The following is a 22486-nucleotide window of genomic DNA, read 5'->3' as shown; positions in this document are numbered from 1 at the left end:
GTCCGGGCGGGTGCAGCGGGTAGCATCGCTACCCGCAAGGCCGCACGGGCCCGAGATCGAAGCCATTTCGGCGTCCCTCCGGGATTTGACCGATTTTGTCCATTGCTTCGTCGGCAAGCCTTGAAATATCGACATATTCCGTCGCCTTGCCTCCTCGCACTGAACAAAATCGCTTCAAACCTCGTACGCGTAATTAATGGGTCCTGACCCTAATTCAGCGCCCGCGTTAATCGATCGTTTGCGTGGGCGGTATAGGGTTGGAAACGGGCAGGAAATCGGGATGGAAACTGGGATTCGGTGACGGCTGCTTTCGTTCTTGGCATCAATTTGTTCATCGCGGGGATTTTCGCGGTGGCCTTTGCCGTGGTCGCTGCCATCAGCCGGTCGGCGCACGGCGCGAAGTGGATTTCGCTCGGCTATGCGACGGGCGTGGCGACGATCCTGTTCGAATATCTGCTTCCGACGCAGACGAACCCCGTCCCGGTCGGCATCGCGGTCTTTCTGACCTATTTGCTCGCGATGACCTTTTGCGTCGTAGGGGTCGCGCGGCACTATGGCTTCGACCCGCGCTGGCCGGTTATCGCGGGAATCTGGATCGTCACAATCTTCACCATCCCGCTGACCTTTTCCATTCCCTATGCTTCGCCGCACCGCGTGATGCTGTACCAGTCGCCATATTTTGCGATGCAGTTGCTCATCCTGTTGGCACTGATCGAATCGGGGCGGCGGTTGAAGCTCGACCTGTTGCTCGCGGGCGTGATGGCGACGGCCGCGCTGATCTATGCCTCGCGTCCGCTGATCGCGTGGCAATTGGGTCAGGCCAGCCTCGCGCAGGACTATATGGCGACCGACTATGCCGCGATTTCGCAGAGCCTCGGTGCCGGGACGCTGGTCGCGCAGGCGCTGGTGATGCTGCTCGTGATGATGCGCGACACGACCGCCGAGATGATCGTCCGTTCGGAGACCGACCCGCTGTCGAGCGTGCTAAACCGGCGCGGGTTCGAATTTCATGCCGAGGCGGCGCTCGAACAGGGCGATGCCGTGCTCGTCGTCGCCGACCTCGACTATTTCAAGCAGATCAACGACAATTTCGGGCACGCGGCGGGAGACGGGGTGATCGCGCATTTCGCGGCCATCATGCGCGACGCCGCGCCCGATGATGCGATCGTCGGGCGCATCGGCGGCGAGGAATTCGCCGTGCTGCTTCCCGATGCGATGCTGTCCGACGGACGGCTTTACGCCGAGACGGTGCGCGGCCGCTTTGCCACGAAACAATTGCCGATACTGGGCGTCAACCAGCGTTTCACGGCGTCGTTCGGCGTCGCCCAACGCACCGCAAGCGACAGCCTTGCCGACCTGTCGCGGCGCGCCGACGAAGCGCTGTACCGCGCCAAGGCGGGCGGCCGCAATCTCGTCCGCGTCGAACTGAGCGAACTGCGCGCCGCGAACGAAGTCGCCTAAAGGCCTGCCCCTGGGGGCCTGGCCCTGGCAGAGAGTGGCGCCGCGCAGGCGGTTGCCTTCGCGGCGCATTCGCGGCATAGCGCGGCTGCCCTTCCTCCCCGGGTCCCATTGCGCGCTTGCGCTGACCAGAGGGTGTTTGAATGACCGATTTTAGCGACCGTCACGGCCTTTCCGTCGATTCGCGTCTGATTTCCTTCATCGAAGACAAGGCGCTGCCGGGGACCGGCGTCGACGCGCAAAAATTCTGGGCCGATTTCGCCGCTTTGCTGACGCGCTTCGCGCCCGAAAATGCCGCGCTGCTCGAACGGCGCGAGGCGTTGCAGGTACAGATCGACGGGTGGCACATCGCCCGCGAAGGCCAGCCGCACGACGCCGAAGCCTATCAGGCCTTTCTGTACGACATCGGTTATCTGGTTCCCGAACCCGTCGGCTTTTCGGTCGGCACCGCCAATGTCGATCCCGAGATCGCGACGATGGCGGGGCCGCAGCTTGTCGTTCCGGCGCTCAATGCCCGCTTCGCGCTCAACGCCGCCAATGCGCGCTGGGGGAGCCTTTATGATGCCCTTTACGGCACCGACGCGCTCGACGCGCCGCCCGCGCGGCCCGGCGGCTATGATGCGGACCGCGGCGCGGCGGTGATCGCGCGCGCCAAGGCGTTTCTCGACGAGGCGGTGCCGCTGGCCGACGGGAAATGGGCGGACTGGCAGGGGGGACAGCTGACGCTCGCCGACCCGTCGCAATGGGTGGGAAGCAAGCCCGGCGGCATCTTGCTCAAGCACAACGGCCTGCACATCGAACTGGCGATCGATCCCGACCATCCGATCGGCAAGACCGACCCCGCGGGCATCGCCGACGTGATCCTGGAGGCAGCGCTGACGACGATCATCGACCTTGAGGACAGCGTCGCGGCGGTCGATGGCGAAGACAAGATCCTCGGCTATTCCAACTGGCTGGGGCTGATGCGCGGCGACCTGACCGAAAGTTTCGACAAGGGCGGCAAGACGGTAACGCGCGCGATGGTGCCCGACCGCGAATGGACGTCGCCCGAGGGCACGCGCTTTGCGTTGCACGGGCGCAGCGTGATGTTCGTGCGCAACGTCGGCCATCTGATGACGACGCCGATGGTGCGGCTGCCCGATGGCAGCGAAGCGCCCGAGGGGCTGTGCGATGCCGTTATCACCAGCCTTTGTGCGCTCCACGACGTCAAGGGGCTTGGCGAGCTGATCAACAGCCGTGCGGGCGGCATCTATATCGTCAAGCCCAAGCAGCATGGGCCGGAGGAATGCGCCTTCACCGACCGATTGTTCGACGCGGTCGAGGATATGCTGGGCCTGCCGCGCCACACGATCAAGGTCGGCGTGATGGACGAGGAGCGGCGGACGTCGGCGAACCTTGCCGCGTGCATCGAGGCGGTGAAGGACCGCATCGTCTTTATCAACACCGGCTTCCTTGACCGCACCGGCGATGAAATCCACACGTCGATGCGCGCTGGGCCGATGATCCCCAAGGGCGAGATGAAGGCGAGCGACTGGATCGCCGCTTACGAAGACCGCAACGTCCGCATCGGGCTGGCGTGCGGCCTGTCGGGCAAGGCGCAGATCGGCAAGGGCATGTGGGCGATGCCCGACCTGATGAAGGCGATGCTGGAGGCGAAGATCGGCCATCCGAAATCGGGCGCGAATACCGCCTGGGTTCCGTCGCCGACCGCCGCGACGCTGCACGCGCTCCATTATCATGCGGTCGATGTGTTCGCGCGGCAGAAGGAAATCGCGCACGAGACGGTGCCGTCGCTCGGCCGGTTGCTGACGATTCCGGTGGCGCACGGGCGCAACTGGAGCGAGGCGGAGGTGCGCCGCGAGCTCGACAATAATTGCCAGGGCATTTTGGGATATGTCGTGCGCTGGATCGACCAGGGTGTCGGCTGTTCGAAGGTTCCCGACATCGACGATGTGGGGTTGATGGAAGACCGCGCGACCTTGCGCATTTCGAGCCAGGCGCTCGCCAACTGGCTGCTCCACGGCGTGTGCACCGCCGAACAGGTCGACGCGGCGCTCGCGCGCATGGCGGCAAAGGTCGACGCGCAGAATGCGGGCGACCCGCTCTATGAGAGGCTGACGCCCGACGGCGTGGCGTGGCAGGCGGCGCGCGCGCTGATTTTCGAGGGGGTCAAGCAGCCGTCGGGATATACCGAGCCGTTGCTGCATGCCTATCGGCAGAAGAAGAAGGCGGCTTAGGGTCCTGTCCCCAGGGGGCACCGGGATCCGCCAGGCTGGCTTTCGCCGCGATGACCGACGGGCTGGAGGCTGCTTCCCGCCCCCGAAGCGGCGATCCGCTTACGCCAGCCGTTCCAGTATCCGCGCCGCCAGCCAGTCGGCGTCGGCGCCCGCAAAGCTGTGCGAGGGGCTGTCCAGGCGTTCGACCGGGATCGTGCCGCTGCGGCAGCTTTCGACGAACGCCTGCGCGGTGCGGTCGCCCGTCGCGAGGAGGATGGTGGCGGGGCAGGCGAGCGACGCCATTGCGGCATCGAGCCTTGCGGCGAGGCTTTCGGGGGCGGCGGGGGCTTTGCGCCTGCCGAGCGCGGTGAGGCCGCGGGTGAGTTTGGCGAGGTCGATATCGCCCCTCAGCAGGCGGAGCAGGCTTTTGGGGTCTTTGAGGCGCGCGAGATAGCGGGCGCGGATTGCCGCGGCGGGGGGAAGCGCGGGGGCGTCTTCCTCCGACGCGGTCGCGTCGTAGGTCCAGGGGTTGGCGAGGATCAGCGCGTCGAGCGGCAGCGGCTGGTGGAGGAGCAGCGCGCTCGCGGCGTCGCAATTGCCGAACGCCGTGATGCGCGCGAGCTGCGGCGCGGCGGCGCGGAAGGCGGCGATGGCGGCCATTATGTCGGCGCGGCTTGCCTCGAACCCGCCATTGTCGCCCTCGCTGTCGCCGACGCCGCGGCGGTCGAAGCGAAAGACCGGATGCCCCGCCGCCGCCACGCGCTGCGCGAGCATGGCCATGCCGCGGTGCGCGCCGCTGCGGATTTCGTTGCCGCCCGAGACGATGAGCAGCCCCGCGCTGCCCGGCGCGGCGTCGAGCGTCGCGGCGAGCGCCGCGCCCTCGCAATCGAAGCTCAGCTGATGCCGCATGCGGCGCTCCAGTCGGCGATGTCGGCGGCGATCGCCGCGGCCATCGCGGCATCCTCACCCGGCTCGGCGCGCAGCCAGAGCGGGGTGCCGGCGATCCTGCCGTCGCCGGCGCCGGGCGCGGCGGTGCGGAGCGGCGCGACGGGTTCGACCGCGGCGGCGCCAAGCTGCGCGACCATATCGGGCGACAGGCGGTTGCCCGCGAGGAGCAGCGGTTCGCGGTGCGCGGCGGCCTGCAAGGTTTCGAGCGTGCTTTCGTGCCCCGCCTCGCGGTCGGCGGCGACGCGCGCGCGCAGCAAGGTGCGGAGCAGCGACGCGCCGCCGACGGGGGCGAGGCGCCACCAGCCGTCGGCGCGGACGCGATGGTCGATGAGCGCGCCGCCGCGCACCGATGCGACGATCAGCGGCGAATCGATTGTAGCGGCGACATCGGCGAGCGCGGTGCGCCAGCGGTCGAGGTCGACCTCGACCAGCGCGACGCGGCTTTCATTCTGACCCGGAAGGTCGGGGAGCAGCGCCGCGAACCCCTGCGCCGCGAGCGCGCGCATCGCGAGCACGAGCGTGCGGCGGGTGCGGTTCGCTTCCTCGAACAGCGGCGGGACGACGAGCACCGTCGCGCGCGGCGCGGCGGCGGGGGCGATGCGGAGGATATGGTCGGCGGGAGCGTTCATGCGCGCGGCTCAATGCACCCCGTCCGGGATGACGGGATGGTAACGGGGCGCTTGAGCAGCGCACGGCCTCACCCAGCCACCTTGCGCGTCGCGAAGGTGAGCAGGCTGCCATAGGTTTCGAAGATTTCGCCGTCGACCTCGTCGTCGTCGATGACGATGCCGAGCCGGTCCTCCATCTCGGTGAGCACGGTCGCAACCGCCATCGAATCGAATTCGGGAAGCTCGCCGAACAGGCCGCTGTCGGCGGCGAGCGTTGCGGCGCGATCTTCGCCAAGGCCGAGCACATCGGCGAGCAGCGCGCGCAGGGTGGAATCGACGGTCATGCTTTCGGTCACGCTTCTTTCCCCAGCAAGGTGCGGGCGAACGCCCGGATCGCCGGTCCCCATGCCGCGATGCGCGCGCGATTGAAAGCCTCGATGCGCCACAAGGGCTCGTGCCGGTTCATCCAGTCGCGCTTGTAGGCGTCGTTGCCGGTGCCGAAATCGATGCGGCACACGCGGTCGACCTCGATCGCGTGGCGGAAGAGCGCCGCGGAGAGCAAGGTGCCGGGCGACGCCTTTTGGCTGTCCTCGACATGCGCGAGCTTGTGGATGAAGGCGGTGCCGTCCTCGACCGTCCAGAACTGCGCCGCGACGGGGGCGCCGTCGATGCGCGCGAGCCCCATGCGAAAGGTGCCGCGCGCGCTTTCGGCCTCGGCAAAGGCGCGGAGCAGCGCGGGGTGGCCCTCCTCGGGCTTCCAGCTTGCGGAATAGACGGCTTCATAGGCGACCCAGCTTCCCGGATCGAAGCGGTCCAGAAGCTGGATGTCGACCACGCCCTTTTTCGCCTTGCGCTGCACCGTGCTGCGAAGCGCGCCGGGGCGCGTCGCCCACCAGCCGTCATGGTCGAGTTCGGAAAGGTCGAGCCAGTGGCGGTCGCCCGTGCGTGACGCGCGAACCCACCAGCCGGCGGCCCTCATCGCGGCGACGATGCCCGCCTGTTCGGCGTCGGGGACGGGATAGAGCGTCAGCGTCGCCGCCTGCGCGCGGAGACGGGCGAAAAGGTCGCGCAGCGCCGCGGCGCGGTCGCCGGGGCCGCTGTAGAGCGGACGGATCGCGAAACTGTACCAGCAGGTGAGGCCCGCATAATGGCCCGGCTTGTCGCGGCGGAGCGGGAGGACGGCGACGCTGTTCGCCGCCGATCCGAGCGCGTCGTGACGGCATTCGCCCGCAAAGCCGTGCGCGGCGAGGAGGTCGAACCAGTGCGGCTGGTCGAAGGGCGAGGCAAAGCCCGCGGCGCGCGCGCCCTGCGCCGCCGCTTTATCATTAGCCCGATCTTCACCGTTCCCTTCCATGATCGCGGCCTCTATCACCAAAGCTCCTAACAGCCGATGACCATGCCAACCGATCCGCCCTCGCGTCCGCTCGACCATCTCGCGCTCTGCGGCGCGCCCGATGCGCCTGCGCTGCTGCTGCCCGGCGGCGCGATGGATTATGCCGCGCTCGAGGCCGGGGTCGGCCGGCTCGCGGCCTGGCTGCTCGAGCGCGCGGGCGGGCCGGGCGAGCGCGTTGCGAGCTGGAGCGCGAAAACGCGGCTCGCCTGCCTGATGCCGCTCGCCGCGGCGCGCGCGGGGCTGATCCATGTGCCGGTCAACCCGCTGCTGAAAGCGCCGCAGGTGCTGCATATATTGGAAGACAGCGGCGCCAGGCTGCTGATCACCAACGGCGCGCGTGCCGACACGCTCGGCGCGCTGCGACCGGCGGCGTGCGCGGTCGAGGAACTGGCGGCGGCGGAGGCGGCGATCGATTCCGATGCGCCGGGCCTGCCGCCTTCGGACGCGATGCCCGACGATCTGGCGGCGATTCTGTACACGAGCGGGTCGACGGGGCGGCCCAAGGGCGTGATGCTGAGCCACGCGAACCTGTGGCTGGGGGCGGAGAGCGTCGCGTCCTACCTTGAGATTGCGCGCGACGACCGCGTGCTCGCGGTGCTGCCCTTCGCTTTCGATTACGGGCAGAACCAGCTGCTTTCGAGCTGGTATGCGGGCGCGGCGGTCGCGCCGCTCGACTATCTGACGCCGCGCGACGTCGTGAAGGCGGTCGCAAAGCATCGCGCGACGACGCTTGCGGGGGTGCCGCCATTGTGGGTGCAGCTTGTAGAGAGCGACTGGCCCGCCGACGCCGCGGCGCATCTCAAACGCCTGACCAACAGCGGCGGCGCGCTGACGCCCGCGCTGATCGACGCGATGCGCGCGACATTTCCAGCGGCGGACATCTATCCGATGTACGGGCTGACCGAGGCGTTCCGGTCGACCTATCTCGCCCCGAAATTCGTCGCCCACCATCCGACCTCGATGGGCCGCGCGATCCCGCATGCCGAAATATTGGTGTGCCGCGCCGACGGGACGATTACCGCCGACGAGGAGCCGGGCGAACTTGTCCATTGCGGGCCGCTCGTCGCCAAGGGCTATTGGGGCGATGAAGCGCGCACCGCCGAGCGATTCCGGCCCGCGCCGCGCGTTTCGACATATGGCGGCACGGCGGTGTGGTCGGGTGATACGGTGCGCCGCGACGCAAACCACCTCCTTTATTTCGTCGGGCGCGACGATGCGATGATCAAGACCGCGGGGAACCGCGTGAGCCCGACCGAGATCGAGGACGCCGCCGCGGCGTCGGGGCTGGTGCATGAAAGCGTCGCCTTTGGCGTCCCCGACGCGCGGCTCGGCGCGGCGATCATCTTGATCGTGCGCGGGCGCGAGGGGACGGATCGCGAGGCGCTCGCCGCGCATCTGCGGCAGGTGCTGCCCAATTTCATGCAGCCGCAGCATATCGAATGGCGCGACACGCTGCCGCGCAACCCCAATGGCAAGCTCGACCGCGCGGCGATTGCGGCGGATTGGCAGAAGGAGGTGACGGCATGAAGCCGCATGGACCGATCCCTGCGGGTTACCGCGCCGATGCCGATGGGATGCTGTTGATCGGCGACGACCGTGCCGAACGGCTGGCGGACCTTGCGGGGGACACGCCGCTCTTTGCCTATGACAGCGCGAAAATCGCCGCGCGCGTCGCCGAATGGCGCGCCGCGATGCCGCGCGCCGTGCAGCTTCATTATGCGATCAAGGCGAATCCCTTTGCGCCCTTGCTCGCCTTTATCGCGCCGATGGTCGACGGGTTCGACGTCGCCTCCGGCGGCGAGCTGAAGGCCGCGCTCGCGAGCGGGATGGCGGCGGCGGACATCAGCTTTGCCGGCCCCGGAAAGCGCGACCGCGAGCTGGAAGCCGCGATCAAAGCCGGGGCGACGATCAACCTTGAATCGGCGGGCGAAGCGACACGCGCGCTGTCGATCGCAAAGCGGCTCGACATGCGGCCGCGGCTTGCCGTGCGTGTCAATCCCGACTTCGACCTCAAGGGGTCGGGGATGAAGATGGGGGGCGGCGCCAAGCCCTTCGGCGTCGACGCGGAAGCGGTCCCGCCGCTCGTCCGGCAGGTGATCGAAGCGGGCGCCGACTGGCAAGGTTTTCATATTTTCGCGGGATCGCAAGCGCTTGATGCCGCGGCGATTGCCGAAACGCAGGCGCAGACGGTCGCGCTCGCCGCGCGGCTCGCGAACGAGATCGGCGCGGCGCCGCCGCTCGTCAATATCGGCGGCGGGATGGGCGTGCCCTATTTCCCCGGCGATACGCCGGTCGATGCGGAGGCCGTCGGGGCGGCGCTCGGCAAAACGCTTGCCGCGCGCGACGCGGTTCTGGCGACGAGCCGCTTTGCGATGGAACTCGGGCGCTGGCTTGTCGCCGAGGCGGGGGTCTATCTGACGCGAATCGTCGACCGCAAGACGAGCCACGGCGAGACCTTTCTCGTCACCGACGGCGGGCTGCATCACCAGCTTGCGGCGAGCGGCAATTTCGGGACGGTGATCCGCCGCAACTATCCGATTGCGGTCGCGAACCGCTTTGGCGCCGAGCCGACCGAGACGGTGAGCGTCGTCGGGTGCCTCTGCACCCCGCTCGACCGGCTGGGCGACCAGGTGGCGCTGCCGAGGGCCGACGTCGGCGACCTCATCGCGATCTTTCTGGCGGGCGCCTATGGCGCAACCGCGAGCCCCGCGGCCTTTCTGGGGCAGGGCCCGGCGCGCGAAATGCTGGTGTGAGCGGCGCCAGCGCAATCCGTCCCGATACGGCACAAATTGCGACGAGTGCGGGCCGAACCTGGCCGAATACTAACGGTATTTTCACCCTTTTCGAACAAGGCTGAGGCCGACCCAAAGGCTTCTGCCGCCCGCATGGCTGCGGCGGCGGTTTCCGCCCGTTCGGAAAGGTGAATTCACGATGATGTCCTCCGCTCCGCTTCGCGCTGCCCGTGCGGCCCTGATTTCCGGCGTTGCCGCGACCGCGCTCGCCGGGTGCATGGGCGCCGGAACCACCGCGCCGCAACTTCCGAGCGCGAACTTTGTCCAGAACCAGGAAGGGCCGGGCGAGGGATATATCATCGGGCCGCTCGACGAACTGCAGATCTTCGTGTGGCGCAACCCCGAGCTGGGCGGCAAGGTGCAGGTGCGCCCCGACGGGCGGATCACGACGCCGCTGATCACCGACATGCCCGCGGTCGGCAAGACGCCGACGATGTTGCAGCAGGACATCAAGCTCCAGCTCAGCGAATATATCACCGACCCGATCGTCAGCGTGATCGTGACGACGTTCAACAGCACTTTTTCGCAGCAGGTGCGCGTCGTCGGCGCGACCGAAAAGCCGGCGTCGATCCCGTTCCGCGCCAATATGACCGTGCTCGACGCGATGATCGCCGTCGGCGGGCTCGGCGAGTTTGCCGCGGGCAACAAGGCGCGCCTCGTGCGCTTCGACAAGGGCAGCGGCAAGCAACAGGAATATGCGCTGCGGCTCAACGACCTCATCAAGCGCGGCGACATCAAGGCGAACGTCCGGTTGCAGCCGGGCGACGTCATCATCATCCCCGAAAGCATGTTTTGACCGGCGGCCCGGCAAGGACTGAACCGACACAATGAACGGCCTGTATGACGAATTCCGCGTGGCGGTACACAGCGTGTGGACGCGGCGCTGGCTCGTGCTCGGCGTCGCGTGGGGGATCTGCATCCTCGGCTGGCTGGCGATCGCGTCGATCCCCAACCGCTATGACAGCCGTGCGCGATTGCTCGTCGAGATCAACGAGATATTGCCCGACGACGCAGCAGGCGGCGGCTTTGGCCGTCCGCAGCGCATCGACCAGGTGCGCGAGACGCTGACCAGCGCGCGCAACCTGGAAAAGGTCGCGGTGACGACCGGGATGGTCGCCGCGGGCGCCAGCGAGCGCGACAAGGCAAGCGCGATCGCAATGCTGCAAAAGAACATCAAGATCATCCCGCAACAGGATAATATCTTTGAGATAACATCGTCGATCGGTGTCGGCAGCCTGTCCGACGCCGACAATGCCAAGCTCGCCTCTGCAGTGCTCGACAGCCTGATCACGGTATTCCGCGACGACCAGTTGCGCGGGGGGCGGGTGAATGCGCGCGAGGGGCTGAAATTCCTCGATTCGCAGATTGCCGACCGCGAACAGGCGCTGCGCGAGGTCGAGGCACGGCGCGCGGCGTTCGAGGCGGCGAATGTCGGGCTGGTGGCGGGCGGCGCGGGATCGCCCGCGCAGCAGGTCGAGGCCGCGCGCGCCGAGATTCGCCAGATCGACAGCCAGCTCGTCGCGGCGCAGGCGGCGCTCGCCGCCGCCAACGGCCAGCTCGCCGCGACGCCCGCGACGATCAACGTCCCCGGCCTCGGCGCGACCGGAAGCGGCGTCGCGCGGCAGCAGCTTGCCGGGGCGCAGGCCGAACTGTCTTCGATGCGGGCGCGCGGGCTGACCGACGCGCATCCCGACATTGTCGCGCTGAAAAGCCAGATCGCGTCGCTGAAGGCGATCGCCGACCGCGAAGGTCCGGGCGGGGGCGGCGGCAATGCACAGAATCCCGCCTATGCCTCGCTCGCCGCGATGCGCGCCGAACGTCAGGCGACCGTCGGTGCGCTTTCGGCCCGCAAGACGCAGCTGATGGGCGACATCGCCAAGATCAACGCGCAGCAGATCCAGAACCCCGGCGTCGCCGCCGAATATGACCGCATCAACGGCGAATATACGGCGCTGAAGGCGCAATATGACAAGCTGTTCGCGCAGCGCGAGCAGGTGCGGCTGCGCGGCGACGTGCAGACCGAGACCGACGCGATCAAGGTCGAGCTGCTCGATCCGCCGACGAAGCCGACGAGCCCCGCCGCACCGAACCGGCCGCTGTTCCTGTCGCTGGTGCTCTTCGCCGGGATCGGCGGGGGTGTCGCCGGGGCCTTTGCCCTGAGCCAGGTGCGCCCGAGCTATGCCACCGCCGCCAAGCTCGAGCGCGCGAGCGGGCTGCCGGTGATCGGCTCTATCACCGAGGTCGTGACCGCCGATCGTCATGTCGAACGCAGGAAGCGGCTCGTCTGGCTCGCAAGCGGCGCGGGGGCGCTCGTCGGCCTTTATGCGCTGCTGCTGATCGCCGAATTTGTCCAGCGCGGCATGGTTGCGTGAGGGGGATGCAATGACCGACCAACGCCCCGTCAAGCGCCAGCCTTCGCTGCTCGAACGCGCCGCCGACATGTTCGGCCTCGACCCCGCGGCGAACGCGCCGACGATCGACGTGTCGAGCCTGCCGCCCGAAGAACCGAAGAAGGCGCGGCGCAAGGCGGCTGCATCGAAAGACGCTGCCGCGCCGCCGCAGGTGGACATGCCCGCGCCCGCCGCACCCGCCCCGGCGGTCGAAGCCGACCCCGCGCCCGCCGTCCCGGCGCCGCGGGCCGAGGTAGCCAAGGCGGCGCCGGCGATCCGGGCGAACCGTCACGGGCGCATCGACCGCGACCGCCTCGCCGAGCGCGGCATGGTCGTCCCCGGCGCCCCCGTGACGGGGATCGCCGAGGAATATCGCATCGTGAAGCGCGAGATCATCCGCAATTTTTCGGGGACCGCGAACCGGCCGGTGGTGCCGCGCGGGCACCGGGTGCTGATCGCATCGGCGAACCCCGGCGAGGGCAAGACTTTCTCTGCGGTCAATCTTGCGCTCAGCCTCGCGGTCGAGGCCGATCACGACGTGCTGCTGATCGACGCCGACATCGCCAAGCCGAGCGTGATCGAGGCCCTGGGGCTGACCGACGGTCCGGGGCTGATGGACGCGCTCGCCGACCCGCACCTGGCGCTTGGCGACTGCCTGATCCAGACCGACATTCCGGGGCTGAAGGTGATGCCCGCGGGCGCGCAGCATCTGCACGACACCGAACTGCTCGCCTCGGCGCGGACCGAGACATTGCTCGCGCAGCTCGAACAGGGCGCGCCGGGGCGGATCATCATCCTCGATTCGCCGCCGGTGCTCGCGGCGTCGCCCGCGGCGGTGCTCGCGGGGCACGTCGGGCAGCTCATCATGGTCGTGCGCGCCGACGAGACGCTCGAATCCGCGCTGCGCGACGCGATCGGGCTGATGGGCGGATGCCCGCATATCCAGTTGCTGCTCAACGGGGTGAAATACTCACCCGGCGGGCGGCGTTTCGGAACCTATTACGGACAGGGAGGCGCGTCGTGACACGCTGCCGGAGAATTTCACGCGCCGCCACGGCGCTCGCGGCCATGCTGGCGGCAGCCGCCGGAGGGACCGCCCACGCGCAATGGTCGAGCGACGCCGGCGCGGGAAGCGGCGGCACGCAGGCGGGGCCTGCATCGCAGGCCGAAGGCGCGACGCGCGAGAACAGCCGCCGCGAGCGCGGCAGCCAGCGGCGGAGCGACATCAGCCCCTATCTGGAAGTCGGGCAGGTGCTGTCGGCGGACCTCAAGAACGGCGGCGACGTGCTGACCTATACGACGGTCGCGGTCGGCGTCGACGCCGCGGTGGTCATGCAGCGCGCCGAACTCGCGGCGACGGTGCGTTACGAGCACCAGTTCGGCTGGAACAATCTGGGCGACCAGGACATTCTGAGCGGGCTGTTGCGCGGGCGGTTCGAGGCGGCGCGCGGGCTGAACCTCGAGGCCGGAGCGCTTGCGACGCGCACGCGCGCCGATGTCGCGGGCGCCGACAATGGCATCGTCAACGCCGATTCGAGCAATGTCGCCAATCTCTATTCACTCTATGCCGGCCCGACGCTGACGCGGCGGATCGGCGGGCTCGACGTCGGCGCGGGCTATCGTTTCGGTTACAGCAAGGCCGATGTCGAAACGCCCGCGCTGCTTCCCGGCGGGGCGACGTCGCAGGGCCTGTTCGATTCGTCGACGAACCATGTCGCGTGGGGCAGCGTCGGCCAGCGTCCCGGCGACCTGCCGTTCGGCTGGCAATTGTCGGCCGGCTATGAGCGCGAGGATACGAGCCAGCTCGACCAGCGTTACGAGGGCAAATATGCGCGCGCCGACGTCACCGTGCCGGTGGGCCCGACGCTCGCGCTGCTCGGCGGCGTGGGTTATGAGGATATCGAGATCAGCGAGCGCGCGCCGCTGCTCGACGGAAGCGGCTTTCCGGTGCGTGACGGCAACGGCCGCTTCGTCACCGATCCCGCAAGCCCGCGCCTGCTGTCGTTCGACACCGACGGGCTGATCTGGGACGCGGGCGTGATGTGGCAGCCGAGCCGCCGCACCTCCGCCACCGCGCGCGTCGGGCGGCGCTATGGCGACACCATCTATACCGGCAGCTTCTTCTATCGCGCCGACCATGCGACGGTCGTGCAGGTCGGCGTCTATGACGGGCTGTCGAGCGTCGGCCGCGGGCTGTCGAGCGGGCTCGCTGCCTTGCCGACGCAGTTCGACGCGTCGCGCAACCCGGTCGATGGCGCTTTGAACAGCTGCGTCTTCGGGCCGCAGGGGGGCAATTGCCTGACCCCGCAGCTCGGCAGCGCGACCGGAGCGCAGTTCCGCAATCGCGGCGTCCAGGCGGTGCTGTCGTCGCGCTATGCGGGATGGAATTATGGCGTCGGCATCGGGTACGACCGCCGCCGCCTGCTCGTTCCCGCGACCTCGCCGATCGCGAGCCTCAACGGCGTGATCGACGAAGGCTATTATCTCTTCCTGTCGGCGGGACGCCGGATCGACGCCGATTCCGACATCAGCCTGACCGGCTATCTCAACTATTTCGACAATGGCGCGCCGGGCGCGGGCGATGTGCAGTCGGCGGGCCTGTCGGCCGCCTATGCACGCCGTTTCTGGCGCAGCCTGACCGGCACCGCCGCGGCGAGCCTGACCGCTTTCGACCAGGACGGCTTCAACAGCCAGCTGATCGGCTCTGCGCTGGTCGGGCTGCGGTACAACTTCTGATCCCGGGGAACACGCGATGTACGATCAATTTTACGGCTTTTCGGGACGCCCGTTCCAGCTCACCCCCGATCCCGCTTTCTATTTCGAGAGCGGGACGCATCGCAAGGCGATGTCCTACCTTGGCTATGGCCTCGCGCAGGGGGAGGGGTTCATCGTCATCACCGGCGACATCGGTGCCGGCAAGACCACGCTCGTCGGCCATCTGATGAACACGATCGACCCCAACCGGCTGACCGCGATCAAGCTCGTTTCGACGCAGGTCGAGGGCGACGACCTGTTGCGGCTGGTCGCCGAACAATTCGGCATCGAGTGGGAAGGCGAGAGCAAGGCCGAACTGCTGCGCGCGATGGAGCAATATCTGCGCGAACAGGCGCGCGCGGGGCGGCGGACGCTGCTGATCGTCGACGAGGGGCAGAACCTGCCGATCTCGGCGCTCGAAGAGCTGCGCATGCTGTCGAATTTCCAGCTCGGCGGTCATTCGCTGCTGCAGATTTTCCTGCTCGGCCAGCCCGAGTTTCGCCAGACGCTGTTCCACACCCCGACGCTCGAGCAATTGCGCCAGCGCGTCATCGCGACGCACCACCTCGACCCGATGGAGCCCGAGGAGGTCGAGCCCTATATCCTGCACCGGCTGGGCAAGGTCGGCTGGTCGGGCAACCCGAGCTTCAGCCCCGACAGTTTCGAGCAGATTTTCAACTATAGCGAAGGCGTGCCGCGCAAGCTCAACGTCCTCGTCAGCCGCCTGCTGCTCTATGGCGCGGTCGAGGAACTCAATCGCATCACGGCGCAGCACGTCCGCGCGGTGATCGCCGAGATCGAGGCCGACCGCGGCGTCGACGAGACGACGCTGGCCCCCGCGCCGGTCGAGGCGATCGTCGCCGAGGCGCAGGCCGCGATTGCGCCCGAAACGCCGCCGCCCTTTGCTGCGCCAACCCCGTCCGAGCCCGCGCCGGCCGCTCCGGTCGCGGAAGCCCCCGCGCCGCCCACGGTCGATTCCGAACAGGTCGAAGCATTGCAGCGGCAGATCGCCGAACTCGAATCGCGGCTTGTCGAGCAGGACGAGGCGTTGCGCCGCGTGCTCGACCTGTTGATCGAATGGGTCGAGCGCGATCCCGAAAATGCCCCCAACCCCGCCAAGTCGAAAGTGTGGGCGGCCTGACGCTTTGCGATCAGGGTAAAGGGCGACGAAGGTGACGAGTGATGCAGAACGGCCTGTCGGTCGATGTCGAGGACTGGTTCCAGGTCGGCGCCTTTGAAGGCGTGATCGACCGCGCCGACTGGCCGCGGCTCGATTGCCGGGTCGAGGCCAATTGCGAGACGGTGCTGCAGATTTTCGACGCGGCGGGGGTCAAGGCGACCTTTTTCACGCTGGGCTGGATCGCCGAACGCTATCCGGCACTCGTGCGGCGGATCGTCGCGGCGGGTCACGAGCTGGCGAGCCACGGCTATGACCATCGCCGCATATTCACGATGACCGCCGAAGAATTTGCCGCCGACCTTTTGAAGACGCAGGCGATCCTCGAGGATCTGGGCGGCGTGGGTATTCGCGGCTATCGCGCGCCGAGCTTTTCGGTCGACGGGCGCACGCCGTGGGCGCATGCCGTGCTCGCCGAGCAGGGCTATGCCTATTCGTCGAGCGTCGCGCCGGTCGTCCACGACCATTATGGCTGGCCGCAGAGCCCGCGCCACGCGTGGCGACCGCTCGCCGACAGCGACCTCGTCGAATGGCCGGTGACGACCGCGCGCGTCGCGGGGCGGACGCTGGCCGCGGGCGGGGGCGGCTTCATGCGGCTGCTGCCCTATCGCTTCACCCATTGGGCGATCGAACGGATGAACGCCGAAGGGCATCCGGCGATCCTCTATTTCCACCCGTGGGAGGTCGACCCCCGCCAGCCGCGCGTCGCAGGAGCGTCGCTGCGCTCGAAGCTGCGCCATTACAGCGGGCTTGGCGCGATGGCGGGCAAGCTCCGCCGGCTCGTCGGCGATTTCGAATGGACGCGCGCCGATGCGCTGATCGCCGCGCAGCAGCAGCGCGCCGGGCCGTGGCGCGCGGCGGCGTGAACGCGGCGGCGCATCCGGTGCCCGCGCCGCAGGCGGACGCGGCGGTGCATCCAATGGCCGCGCCGCAGGCGGACGCGGCAGTGCATTCAATGGCCGCGCCGCAAGCGGGCGCGGCGTGGGACGATTTCGTCGCCGCGCATCCCGATGCGACGCCCTTTCACAGCCGCGCGTGGTGCGAGGCGGTCGCGGCGGCGACCGGGCACCGGCTCGAGCCGATCCTGTCGCGCGACGCGGCGGGGCGGGTGCGGGGGCTGTTGCCGCTGCACCATATCCGCTCGCGCCTGTTCGGCGACGCGCTGGTTTCGAGCGGCTTTGCCGTGGGCGGAGGGATATTGGCGCAGGATGCGGCGGCGGCGGAGCTGCTTGCCGACAGCGCCGCCGATGTCGCACGCGCGCGCGGCGTGCCCGCGGTCGAACTGCGCGGCGGACCGGTGCCCGACGGCGAGGGCTGGCGCGCCGAGGAGGGAGTCTATGCGGGCTTTGCGCGCGACCTTGCCGACGGCGACGATGGCGAACTGCTCGCCATTCCGCGCAAGCAGCGCGCGGAGGTTCGCAAGGCGCTCGCGAGCGACCTGACCGTGACGGCGGGGCGCGGCGAGGAGGAGCGGCGCGACCATTACCGCGTCTATGCGACGAGCGTGCGCAACCTTGGCACGCCGGTCTTTCCGCGTGCGCTGTTCGACGCGGTGCTCGACGCTTTCGGGGAGGACGCCGACATATTGACCGTGCGCCGCGGCGGGCGCGCGGTGGCGAGCGTGCTCAGCCTTTACTGGCGCGGGACGGTGATGCCCTATTGGGGCGGCGGGCTGGCCGAGGCGCGGGGGCTGCGCGCGAACGAGCTGATGTATTTCGCGCTGATGCGCCACGCGCGCGCGCGCGGCTGCACGCGCTTCGACTTCGGGCGCTCCAAGGTCGGGACGGGGCCGTTCGCCTACAAGAAGAATTGGGGTTTCGCGCCGCAGCCCCTCACCTATGCGCGCTGGCTCGCGCCGGGGCAGGCGGCGCGCGACACCAATCCGACGAGCGCGAAATACCGGATGCAGGTTGCGCTGTGGAAGAAGCTGCCGCTGTGGGCCGCGAACCGCATCGGGCCCGCCATCGCGCGCGGGCTGGGGTGATGGGGGTGGAACGACCTTTCGTCATTGCGAGGAGCCGCAGGCGACGAAGCAATCTCCAGCCTCCGGCGCCGGGCAAGGTTGCCGGCTGGAGATTGCTTCGCTTCGCTCGCAAGGACGGGAGGGGGCGGGGGTGAGCGAAATCCTGTTCCTCGTCCACCGTGCGCCGTGGCCGCCCGACCGCGGCGACCGCATCCGCAGCTGGCATATGTTCGAGGCGCTGGCAAAGCTGGCGCCGGTGCATGTCGCGGCGCTCGCCGACAGCGACGCCGACGCGGCGGTAGCGCGCGCGAAAATGGCGCCGCTTTGCAAGAGTCTGTGCATCGAAGTTCGCGACGTTTCGCGCCCGGTCGCGCTCGCGCAGGCGTTGCTGCGCGGCGAGCCGGTGTCGAACCGGATGTTCCGCAACGGCGCGCTCGCACGCCACGTCGACGGGCTGCTCGCCAGCGGGGCGATCACTCATATCGTCGCCTTTTCGGGCCAGATGGCGCAATATCTGCCACCGCATTTCGACGGGCCGCGCGTGATGGATTTCGTCGACGTCGATTCGGCGAAGTTCGCCGCCTATGCCGCGCAGGATGCGCGCCAGCCGCTGCACTGGGTCCACCGGCGCGAGGCGGCGCGGCTCGGCGCGTTCGAGGCCGAGGTCGCGCGCGCGGTCGATGCGAGCCTGTTCGTGAGCGAGGCCGAAGCGGCGCTGTTCCGGACGCGAAGCGGGCTCGGCGCCGACCGCGTCCGCGCGCTCGAGAACGGGATCGACACCGGCCATTTCGACCCCGCGACGGTGGCGCCGGTCGCGCGCGAGGGCGATGCGCCGCTCGCGGTTTTTACGGGGCAGATGGACTATCGGCCCAATATCGACGCGGTGCGCTGGTTTGCGGAGGCGGTGCTGCCGCGCGTGCAGGCGGCGCATCCGGGGGCACGCTTTGCCATCGTGGGGCGCGCGCCGACCGACGCGGTGCGCGCGCTGGGCGAGCGTGCGGGGATCAGCGTGACAGGCGAGGTGCCCGACGTGCGCCCGTGGCTCGCCGCGGCGGACGTGGTCGTCGCGCCGCTGCTGCTCGCGCGCGGGGTGCAGAACAAGCTGCTCGAAGCGATGGCGATGGCGCGCCCCGTCGTCGCGAGTGCGGCGGCGGCCGAGGGGATCGACGCCGCGCCGGGCGAGCATCTGCTCGTCGCCGACGGCGCCGAAGCGATGGCGGCGGCGGTCGCGCGATGCTTTGCCGACCCGGCGCGCGCCGCAGCCCTGGGCGCGGCGGCGCGCGCGCGGATGATCGAACGCTATGGCTGGGAGGCGCAGCTCGCGCCGCTCGCGCAATTGCTCGGGCTGGCGGCATGACGGTGCGCGCGCTTCGACTCGCGCCGCCGGGGGCGTGGACGCGCTGGCGGCGGCACCTCGCCGCGCTGGGGCTGCTGTGGACGGCACTGGCCGCGCTGTTTGCACGCGATGCAGCCGACATGGCGGGCATCTGGTGGAACAGCGCGACCTTCACCCATTGCCTGTTGATGGTGCCGCTGATCGGCTGGCTCGTCGCGCAGCGGGTGCCGCAATTGCGCGGCCTGACGCCGGTTTACTGGTGGCCCGCGCTGCTGTGGCTCGCCGGGGGCGGGCTCGTCTGGCTGGTCGGGGAGGCGGCGAGCGTCGCGCTGTTCCGGCATCTGGGGCTGGTGCTGATGCTCCAGGGCGCGGTGGGCGCGGCGCTGGGTGAGCGGCTGGTGCGCGCGCTGCTGTTCCCGCTTGCCTATGCGCTGTTGCTCGTGCCGTTCGGCGAGGAACTGGTGCCGCTGCTCCAGACCTTTACCGCCGCGATCAGCGTCGCGCTGCTCCGGCTTGCGGGGCTGGAGGCGGCGCTAGAGGGTGTGTTCATCACGACGCGCGCGGGGCTGTTCGAGGTCGCCGAGGAGTGCGCCGGGGTCAATTTCCTGATCGCGATGCTCGCCTATTCGGTGTTCGCGGCGCATCTCTGTTTTCGGGGATGGAGGCGGCGCACGCTGTTCGTATTCTCCGCGCTGGCGGCGACGATCCTGGCCAATGCGCTGCGCGCGTGGGGAACGATGCTCGCCGCCGACATATGGGGGATCGAGGCGGCGGGGGGCATCGATCATATCTTCTATGGCTGGATCTTTTTCGGGCTGGTCATCCTGATTGTCATGCTCGTTGCGCGGCGCTGGTTCGACCGGCCCGCGGGCGATGTCGCCGTCAACGTGACGGGGCTTCAGGGAACCCCGCGGTTCAGCGGTGCGGCGCGCCATATACTTCCCGCCGCGCTCGCCATCCCGCTCGCCTTTGCGGGATGGGCGGCTTTGATCGGCGGGCGGTCGGGGCCGTTGCCCGCGACGATGGCGGTCGCGGCACCTGCGGGCTGGTCAGCGGCGGCGGCCGACGCGGCGCCGTGGAGACCGCGCTTCGACGGCGCCGACCAGATCGTGCTTCGCGATTTTGCCGATGCGCGCGGGCGCGTCGTCACCGTGGCGATCGGCGGGTTCGAACGGCAGGCCGAGGGGCGCGAGGTCGCGGGCTTCGGGCAGGGCGCGGTCGATCCGGCGAGCGACTGGGCGTGGAGCGCGGCGCTCGCGCCGGTGGGCGGCGCGCGCACCGAACGGCTGTTCCACCCGGGACCGGTGCTGCGCGATGCGGCGACCTGGTATGTCGTCGATGGCCGCGCGACCGGGAGCGCGCGCACGGCCAAGCTGCTCGGGCTGAAGGCGCGGCTTGGCGGCGGCGACCCGCGCGCGCTGTCGCTGATCGTCAGCGCCGAGGCCGGGCAGGGCGGTGCCGCTGCGATAAGCGATTTCGTTTCCGCGTCGGGCGGAGCGCAGGCAATGGCTGACCGCGCGCTGAAACTGCGATAGGAGCACAGCCCTATGTGCGGGATCGCAGGCATTTATCACCCGGAGACGGCAAAGCCCGTCGATCCCGCGCGGCTTCGCGCGATGCTCGAACCGATGGGGCATCGCGGCCCCGACGGGTCGGGCGTGTGGACCGCGCCGGGGGTCGGGCTGGGGCATCTGCGGCTGTCGATCATCGACATCGAGGGCAGCCCGCAGCCGATGGCGAGCGCCGACGAAGCGGTGACGCTGAGCTATAATGGCGAAATCTATAATTTCCGCGAGCTGCGCGCCGAGCTTGAGGATCGCGGCCATCGTTTTCGCACGAGCGGCGATACCGAGGTCATCATCGCGGCGTGGCGCCAATGGGGCCCTGAGTGCCTGTCGCGGTTCAACGGCATGTTCGCCTTTGCGCTCCACGATGCCGCGCGCGGCTGCCTGTTCCTCGCGCGCGACCGGCTGGGGGTGAAGCCGCTGCATATGGCGCGGCTGTCGGACGGGTCGCTTGCCTTTGCCTCCGAACTCAAGGGGTTGCTCCGCCACCCGCTGCTGCGCTGCGAGGCGCGGCTGTCGGCGGTCGAGGATTATCTGGCCTTTGGCTATGTCCCCGACGACAGCAGCATCGTCGCGGGCGTCGAGAAGCTGGCGGCGGGCCATTATCTGCTGATCGAGCGCGGCAAGCCGGTGCCGGCCCCGACGCGCTGGTGGGCGCCCGATTTCTCGCGCCGGATCAAGGCGAGCGAGGGCGAGGCGGCCGAGCATCTGATCCACCTGATGCGCGCCGCGGTGACCGACCGGATGGTCGCCGACGTGCCGCTCGGCGCCTTTCTGTCGGGCGGCGTCGATTCGAGCAGCGTCGTCGCGCTGATGGCCGAGGCGAGCCCGAAAGCCGTGAAGACCTGCACGATCGGTTTCGACGAGGCGGCGCTCGACGAGACCGCCTATGCGCAGGCAATCGCCGAGCGTTTTGCGACCGATCACAGGACGCGCACCGTGGCGGCGGGCGATTTCGGGCTGATCGACCGGATCGCGGACATGTTCGACGAACCCTTCGCCGACGCGAGCGCGCTGCCGACGTGGCGCGTGTGCGAACTGGCGCGCGAGACGGTGACGGTCGCGCTGTCGGGCGACGGCGCCGACGAGGCGTTCGCGGGCTATCGCCGGATGGTGTTCCATCACCAGGAGGAGCGGCTGCGGCGCATGATCCCGGCGCCGCTGCGCCGCGGGCTGCTCGGACCGCTCGCGAAGGTCTGGCCGCAGATGGACTGGGCGCCGCGCCCCTTGCGCGCGCGCGCGACGCTCGCCAGCCTCGCAAAGAGCGGGGCGGAGGGCTATGCCGAGGCGGTCGGGGTCACCGGACCGGCGCAGCGCGCGCGGCTGTTCAACGATGCCGCGCGCCGCGCGCTCGGCGATCATGTCGCCGAGGGGCGTTACTGGAAGGCGATGGCCGAGGCGCCCGCGCGCGAGCCGCTCGACGCCGCGCAATATGCCGACCTGATGATCTGGCTTCCCGGCGACATTCTGACCAAGACCGACCGGACGAGCATGGCCGCCAGCCTCGAGGCGCGCGAGCCGCTGCTCGATTATCGGCTGATCGAATTCGCCGCCGCGCTGCCCGCGGCGATGCGCGTGCGCGGCGGGACAGGGAAGGCGCTGATGAAGCGCGCGATGGAGCGTTATCTGCCGCGCGACATCCTCTATCGCCCCAAGATGGGGTTCGTGACGCCGGTGTCGCACTGGTTCCGCGGCGCGCTGACCGATCAGGCGCGCGCGCTCGCGACCTCGGCGACGCTGTCGCGCACCGGCTGGTTCGACATGGCCGAAATCGACCGCATCGTCGCGGCGCACCAGTCGGGGCGGCGCGATCACGGACGGCTGATCTGGCAATTCTTCATGCTCGAAAAATCGCTGGCGAAGCTGTTCGGGATCTGAATGGCAGG

The 22486-nt window shown here is 69.2% G+C and carries 18 protein-coding genes; 14 read left to right on the top strand and 4 right to left on the bottom strand.

Translation table 11 applies throughout. The features are described 5' to 3' along the window. Positions 1 to 297 precede the first annotated feature (297 nt). Complete coding sequence (locus JI743_RS04980) at positions 298 to 1461, top strand: GGDEF domain-containing protein (RefSeq protein WP_201926501.1); 1164 nt, start codon at positions 298 to 300, stop codon at positions 1459 to 1461. A gap of 140 nt (positions 1462 to 1601) precedes the next feature. Further along, positions 1602 to 3695 (top strand): malate synthase G, encoded by a 2094-nt coding sequence (locus JI743_RS04975; RefSeq protein ID WP_201926498.1) that lies wholly within the window; start codon positions 1602 to 1604, stop codon positions 3693 to 3695. Positions 3696 to 3794: 99 nt separating this feature from the next. Here JI743_RS04975 and JI743_RS04970 read toward each other — a convergent pair whose 3' ends face one another. The 4 genes from JI743_RS04970 to JI743_RS04955 form a co-directional block, all read right to left on the bottom strand. After that, positions 3795 to 4583, bottom strand: a complete 789-nt coding sequence (locus JI743_RS04970) for a hydrolase 1, exosortase A system-associated (protein ID WP_201926496.1) — start codon at positions 4581 to 4583, stop codon at positions 3795 to 3797. Next, on the bottom strand, positions 4568 to 5251 hold the full coding sequence (locus tag JI743_RS04965) for an alpha/beta hydrolase family protein (protein ID WP_201926494.1): 684 nt from the start codon (positions 5249 to 5251) through the stop codon (positions 4568 to 4570). Before JI743_RS04965 ends, JI743_RS04970 begins: the two co-directional genes overlap by 16 nt. A gap of 68 nt (positions 5252 to 5319) precedes the next feature. After that, positions 5320 to 5574 (bottom strand): acyl carrier protein, encoded by a 255-nt coding sequence (locus tag JI743_RS04960; RefSeq protein ID WP_201927318.1) that lies wholly within the window; start codon positions 5572 to 5574, stop codon positions 5320 to 5322. A gap of 8 nt (positions 5575 to 5582) precedes the next feature. After that, positions 5583 to 6602 (bottom strand): GNAT family N-acetyltransferase, encoded by a 1020-nt coding sequence (locus tag JI743_RS04955; RefSeq protein ID WP_330901905.1) that lies wholly within the window; start codon positions 6600 to 6602, stop codon positions 5583 to 5585. 18 nt (positions 6603 to 6620) lie between these two features. On the opposite strand from JI743_RS04955, the gene JI743_RS04950 reads away from it, so the two are divergent. The 12 genes from JI743_RS04950 to JI743_RS04895 all read left to right on the top strand — a co-directional run bounded on the left by JI743_RS04950 (position 6621) and on the right by JI743_RS04895 (position 22478). Then, positions 6621 to 8150 (top strand): acyl-CoA ligase (AMP-forming), exosortase A system-associated, encoded by a 1530-nt coding sequence (locus JI743_RS04950; RefSeq protein ID WP_201926491.1) that lies wholly within the window; start codon positions 6621 to 6623, stop codon positions 8148 to 8150. Continuing rightward, complete coding sequence (locus tag JI743_RS04945) at positions 8147 to 9376, top strand: pyridoxal-dependent decarboxylase, exosortase A system-associated (protein WP_201926489.1); 1230 nt, start codon at positions 8147 to 8149, stop codon at positions 9374 to 9376. The genes JI743_RS04950 and JI743_RS04945 overlap by 4 nt, the downstream gene beginning before the upstream one ends. A gap of 181 nt (positions 9377 to 9557) precedes the next feature. After that, positions 9558 to 10211, top strand: coding sequence for an XrtA/PEP-CTERM system exopolysaccharide export protein (locus tag JI743_RS04940; RefSeq protein ID WP_201927316.1), 654 nt, complete (start codon positions 9558 to 9560; stop codon positions 10209 to 10211). Positions 10212 to 10242: 31 nt separating this feature from the next. After that, complete coding sequence (locus JI743_RS04935; RefSeq protein WP_201926487.1) at positions 10243 to 11787, top strand: XrtA system polysaccharide chain length determinant; 1545 nt, start codon at positions 10243 to 10245, stop codon at positions 11785 to 11787. Positions 11788 to 11797: 10 nt separating this feature from the next. After that, positions 11798 to 12829, top strand: coding sequence for a P-loop NTPase (locus JI743_RS04930; protein ID WP_201926485.1), 1032 nt, complete (start codon positions 11798 to 11800; stop codon positions 12827 to 12829). Then, on the top strand, positions 12826 to 14541 hold the full coding sequence (locus JI743_RS04925) for a hypothetical protein (RefSeq protein ID WP_330901901.1): 1716 nt from the start codon (positions 12826 to 12828) through the stop codon (positions 14539 to 14541). The genes JI743_RS04930 and JI743_RS04925 overlap by 4 nt, the downstream gene beginning before the upstream one ends. Before the next feature lie 16 nt (positions 14542 to 14557). Beyond that, positions 14558 to 15700 (top strand): XrtA/PEP-CTERM system-associated ATPase, encoded by a 1143-nt coding sequence (locus JI743_RS04920; RefSeq protein WP_201926483.1) that lies wholly within the window; start codon positions 14558 to 14560, stop codon positions 15698 to 15700. A gap of 41 nt (positions 15701 to 15741) precedes the next feature. Further along, a complete protein-coding gene (locus tag JI743_RS04915) occupies positions 15742 to 16602 on the top strand; it encodes an XrtA system polysaccharide deacetylase (protein ID WP_201926481.1) in 861 nt (286 codons plus the stop codon). Between the two features lie 89 nt (positions 16603 to 16691). After that, positions 16692 to 17720, top strand: coding sequence for a FemAB family XrtA/PEP-CTERM system-associated protein (locus JI743_RS04910; RefSeq protein WP_236659689.1), 1029 nt, complete (start codon positions 16692 to 16694; stop codon positions 17718 to 17720). Positions 17721 to 17850: 130 nt separating this feature from the next. Then, positions 17851 to 19056 carry a TIGR03087 family PEP-CTERM/XrtA system glycosyltransferase gene (locus JI743_RS04905; RefSeq protein ID WP_201926479.1) on the top strand — a complete coding sequence of 402 codons (1206 nt, stop codon included), beginning with the start codon at positions 17851 to 17853 and terminating at the stop codon, positions 19054 to 19056. Next, the gene (xrtA, locus tag JI743_RS04900; protein WP_201926477.1) at positions 19053 to 20570 is read left to right on the top strand and encodes an exosortase A; all 1518 of its coding nucleotides are present in this window, start codon (positions 19053 to 19055) and stop codon (positions 20568 to 20570) included. The genes JI743_RS04905 and xrtA overlap by 4 nt, the downstream gene beginning before the upstream one ends. Positions 20571 to 20582: 12 nt before the next feature. Further along, positions 20583 to 22478, top strand: a complete 1896-nt coding sequence (locus JI743_RS04895) for an XrtA/PEP-CTERM system amidotransferase (RefSeq protein WP_201926474.1) — start codon at positions 20583 to 20585, stop codon at positions 22476 to 22478. The last annotated feature ends 8 nt before the right edge of the window (positions 22479 to 22486 follow it).

Source organism: Sphingopyxis jiangsuensis (assembly GCF_016734905.1).
GTDB classification, from domain to species: Bacteria; Pseudomonadota; Alphaproteobacteria; order Sphingomonadales; family Sphingomonadaceae; genus Sphingopyxis; species Sphingopyxis jiangsuensis.
The sequence above is the reverse complement of the archived record's forward strand: the minus strand, read 5'-3'. Positions and strand labels throughout refer to the sequence as shown.

Excerpts from the sequence above, each read along its gene's own strand:
- JI743_RS04975 (WP_201926498.1), top strand. The coding sequence starts at position 1,602 with ATGACCGATTTTAGCGACCGTCACGGCCTTTCCGTCGATTCGCGTCTG.
- JI743_RS04970 (WP_201926496.1), bottom strand. The coding sequence starts at position 4,583 with ATGCGGCATCAGCTGAGCTTCGATTGCGAGGGCGCGGCGCTCGCCGCG.
- JI743_RS04965 (WP_201926494.1), bottom strand. The coding sequence starts at position 5,251 with ATGAACGCTCCCGCCGACCATATCCTCCGCATCGCCCCCGCCGCCGCG.
- JI743_RS04960 (WP_201927318.1), bottom strand. The coding sequence starts at position 5,574 with ATGACCGTCGATTCCACCCTGCGCGCGCTGCTCGCCGATGTGCTCGGC.
- JI743_RS04950 (WP_201926491.1), top strand. The coding sequence starts at position 6,621 with ATGACCATGCCAACCGATCCGCCCTCGCGTCCGCTCGACCATCTCGCG.
- JI743_RS04945 (WP_201926489.1), top strand. The coding sequence starts at position 8,147 with ATGAAGCCGCATGGACCGATCCCTGCGGGTTACCGCGCCGATGCCGAT.
- JI743_RS04940 (WP_201927316.1), top strand. The coding sequence starts at position 9,558 with ATGTCCTCCGCTCCGCTTCGCGCTGCCCGTGCGGCCCTGATTTCCGGC.
- JI743_RS04935 (WP_201926487.1), top strand. The coding sequence starts at position 10,243 with ATGAACGGCCTGTATGACGAATTCCGCGTGGCGGTACACAGCGTGTGG.
- JI743_RS04930 (WP_201926485.1), top strand. The coding sequence starts at position 11,798 with ATGACCGACCAACGCCCCGTCAAGCGCCAGCCTTCGCTGCTCGAACGC.
- JI743_RS04920 (WP_201926483.1), top strand. The coding sequence starts at position 14,558 with ATGTACGATCAATTTTACGGCTTTTCGGGACGCCCGTTCCAGCTCACC.
- JI743_RS04915 (WP_201926481.1), top strand. The coding sequence starts at position 15,742 with ATGCAGAACGGCCTGTCGGTCGATGTCGAGGACTGGTTCCAGGTCGGC.
- JI743_RS04910 (WP_236659689.1), top strand. The coding sequence starts at position 16,692 with ATGGCCGCGCCGCAAGCGGGCGCGGCGTGGGACGATTTCGTCGCCGCG.
- xrtA (WP_201926477.1), top strand. The coding sequence starts at position 19,053 with ATGACGGTGCGCGCGCTTCGACTCGCGCCGCCGGGGGCGTGGACGCGC.
- JI743_RS04895 (WP_201926474.1), top strand. The coding sequence starts at position 20,583 with ATGTGCGGGATCGCAGGCATTTATCACCCGGAGACGGCAAAGCCCGTC.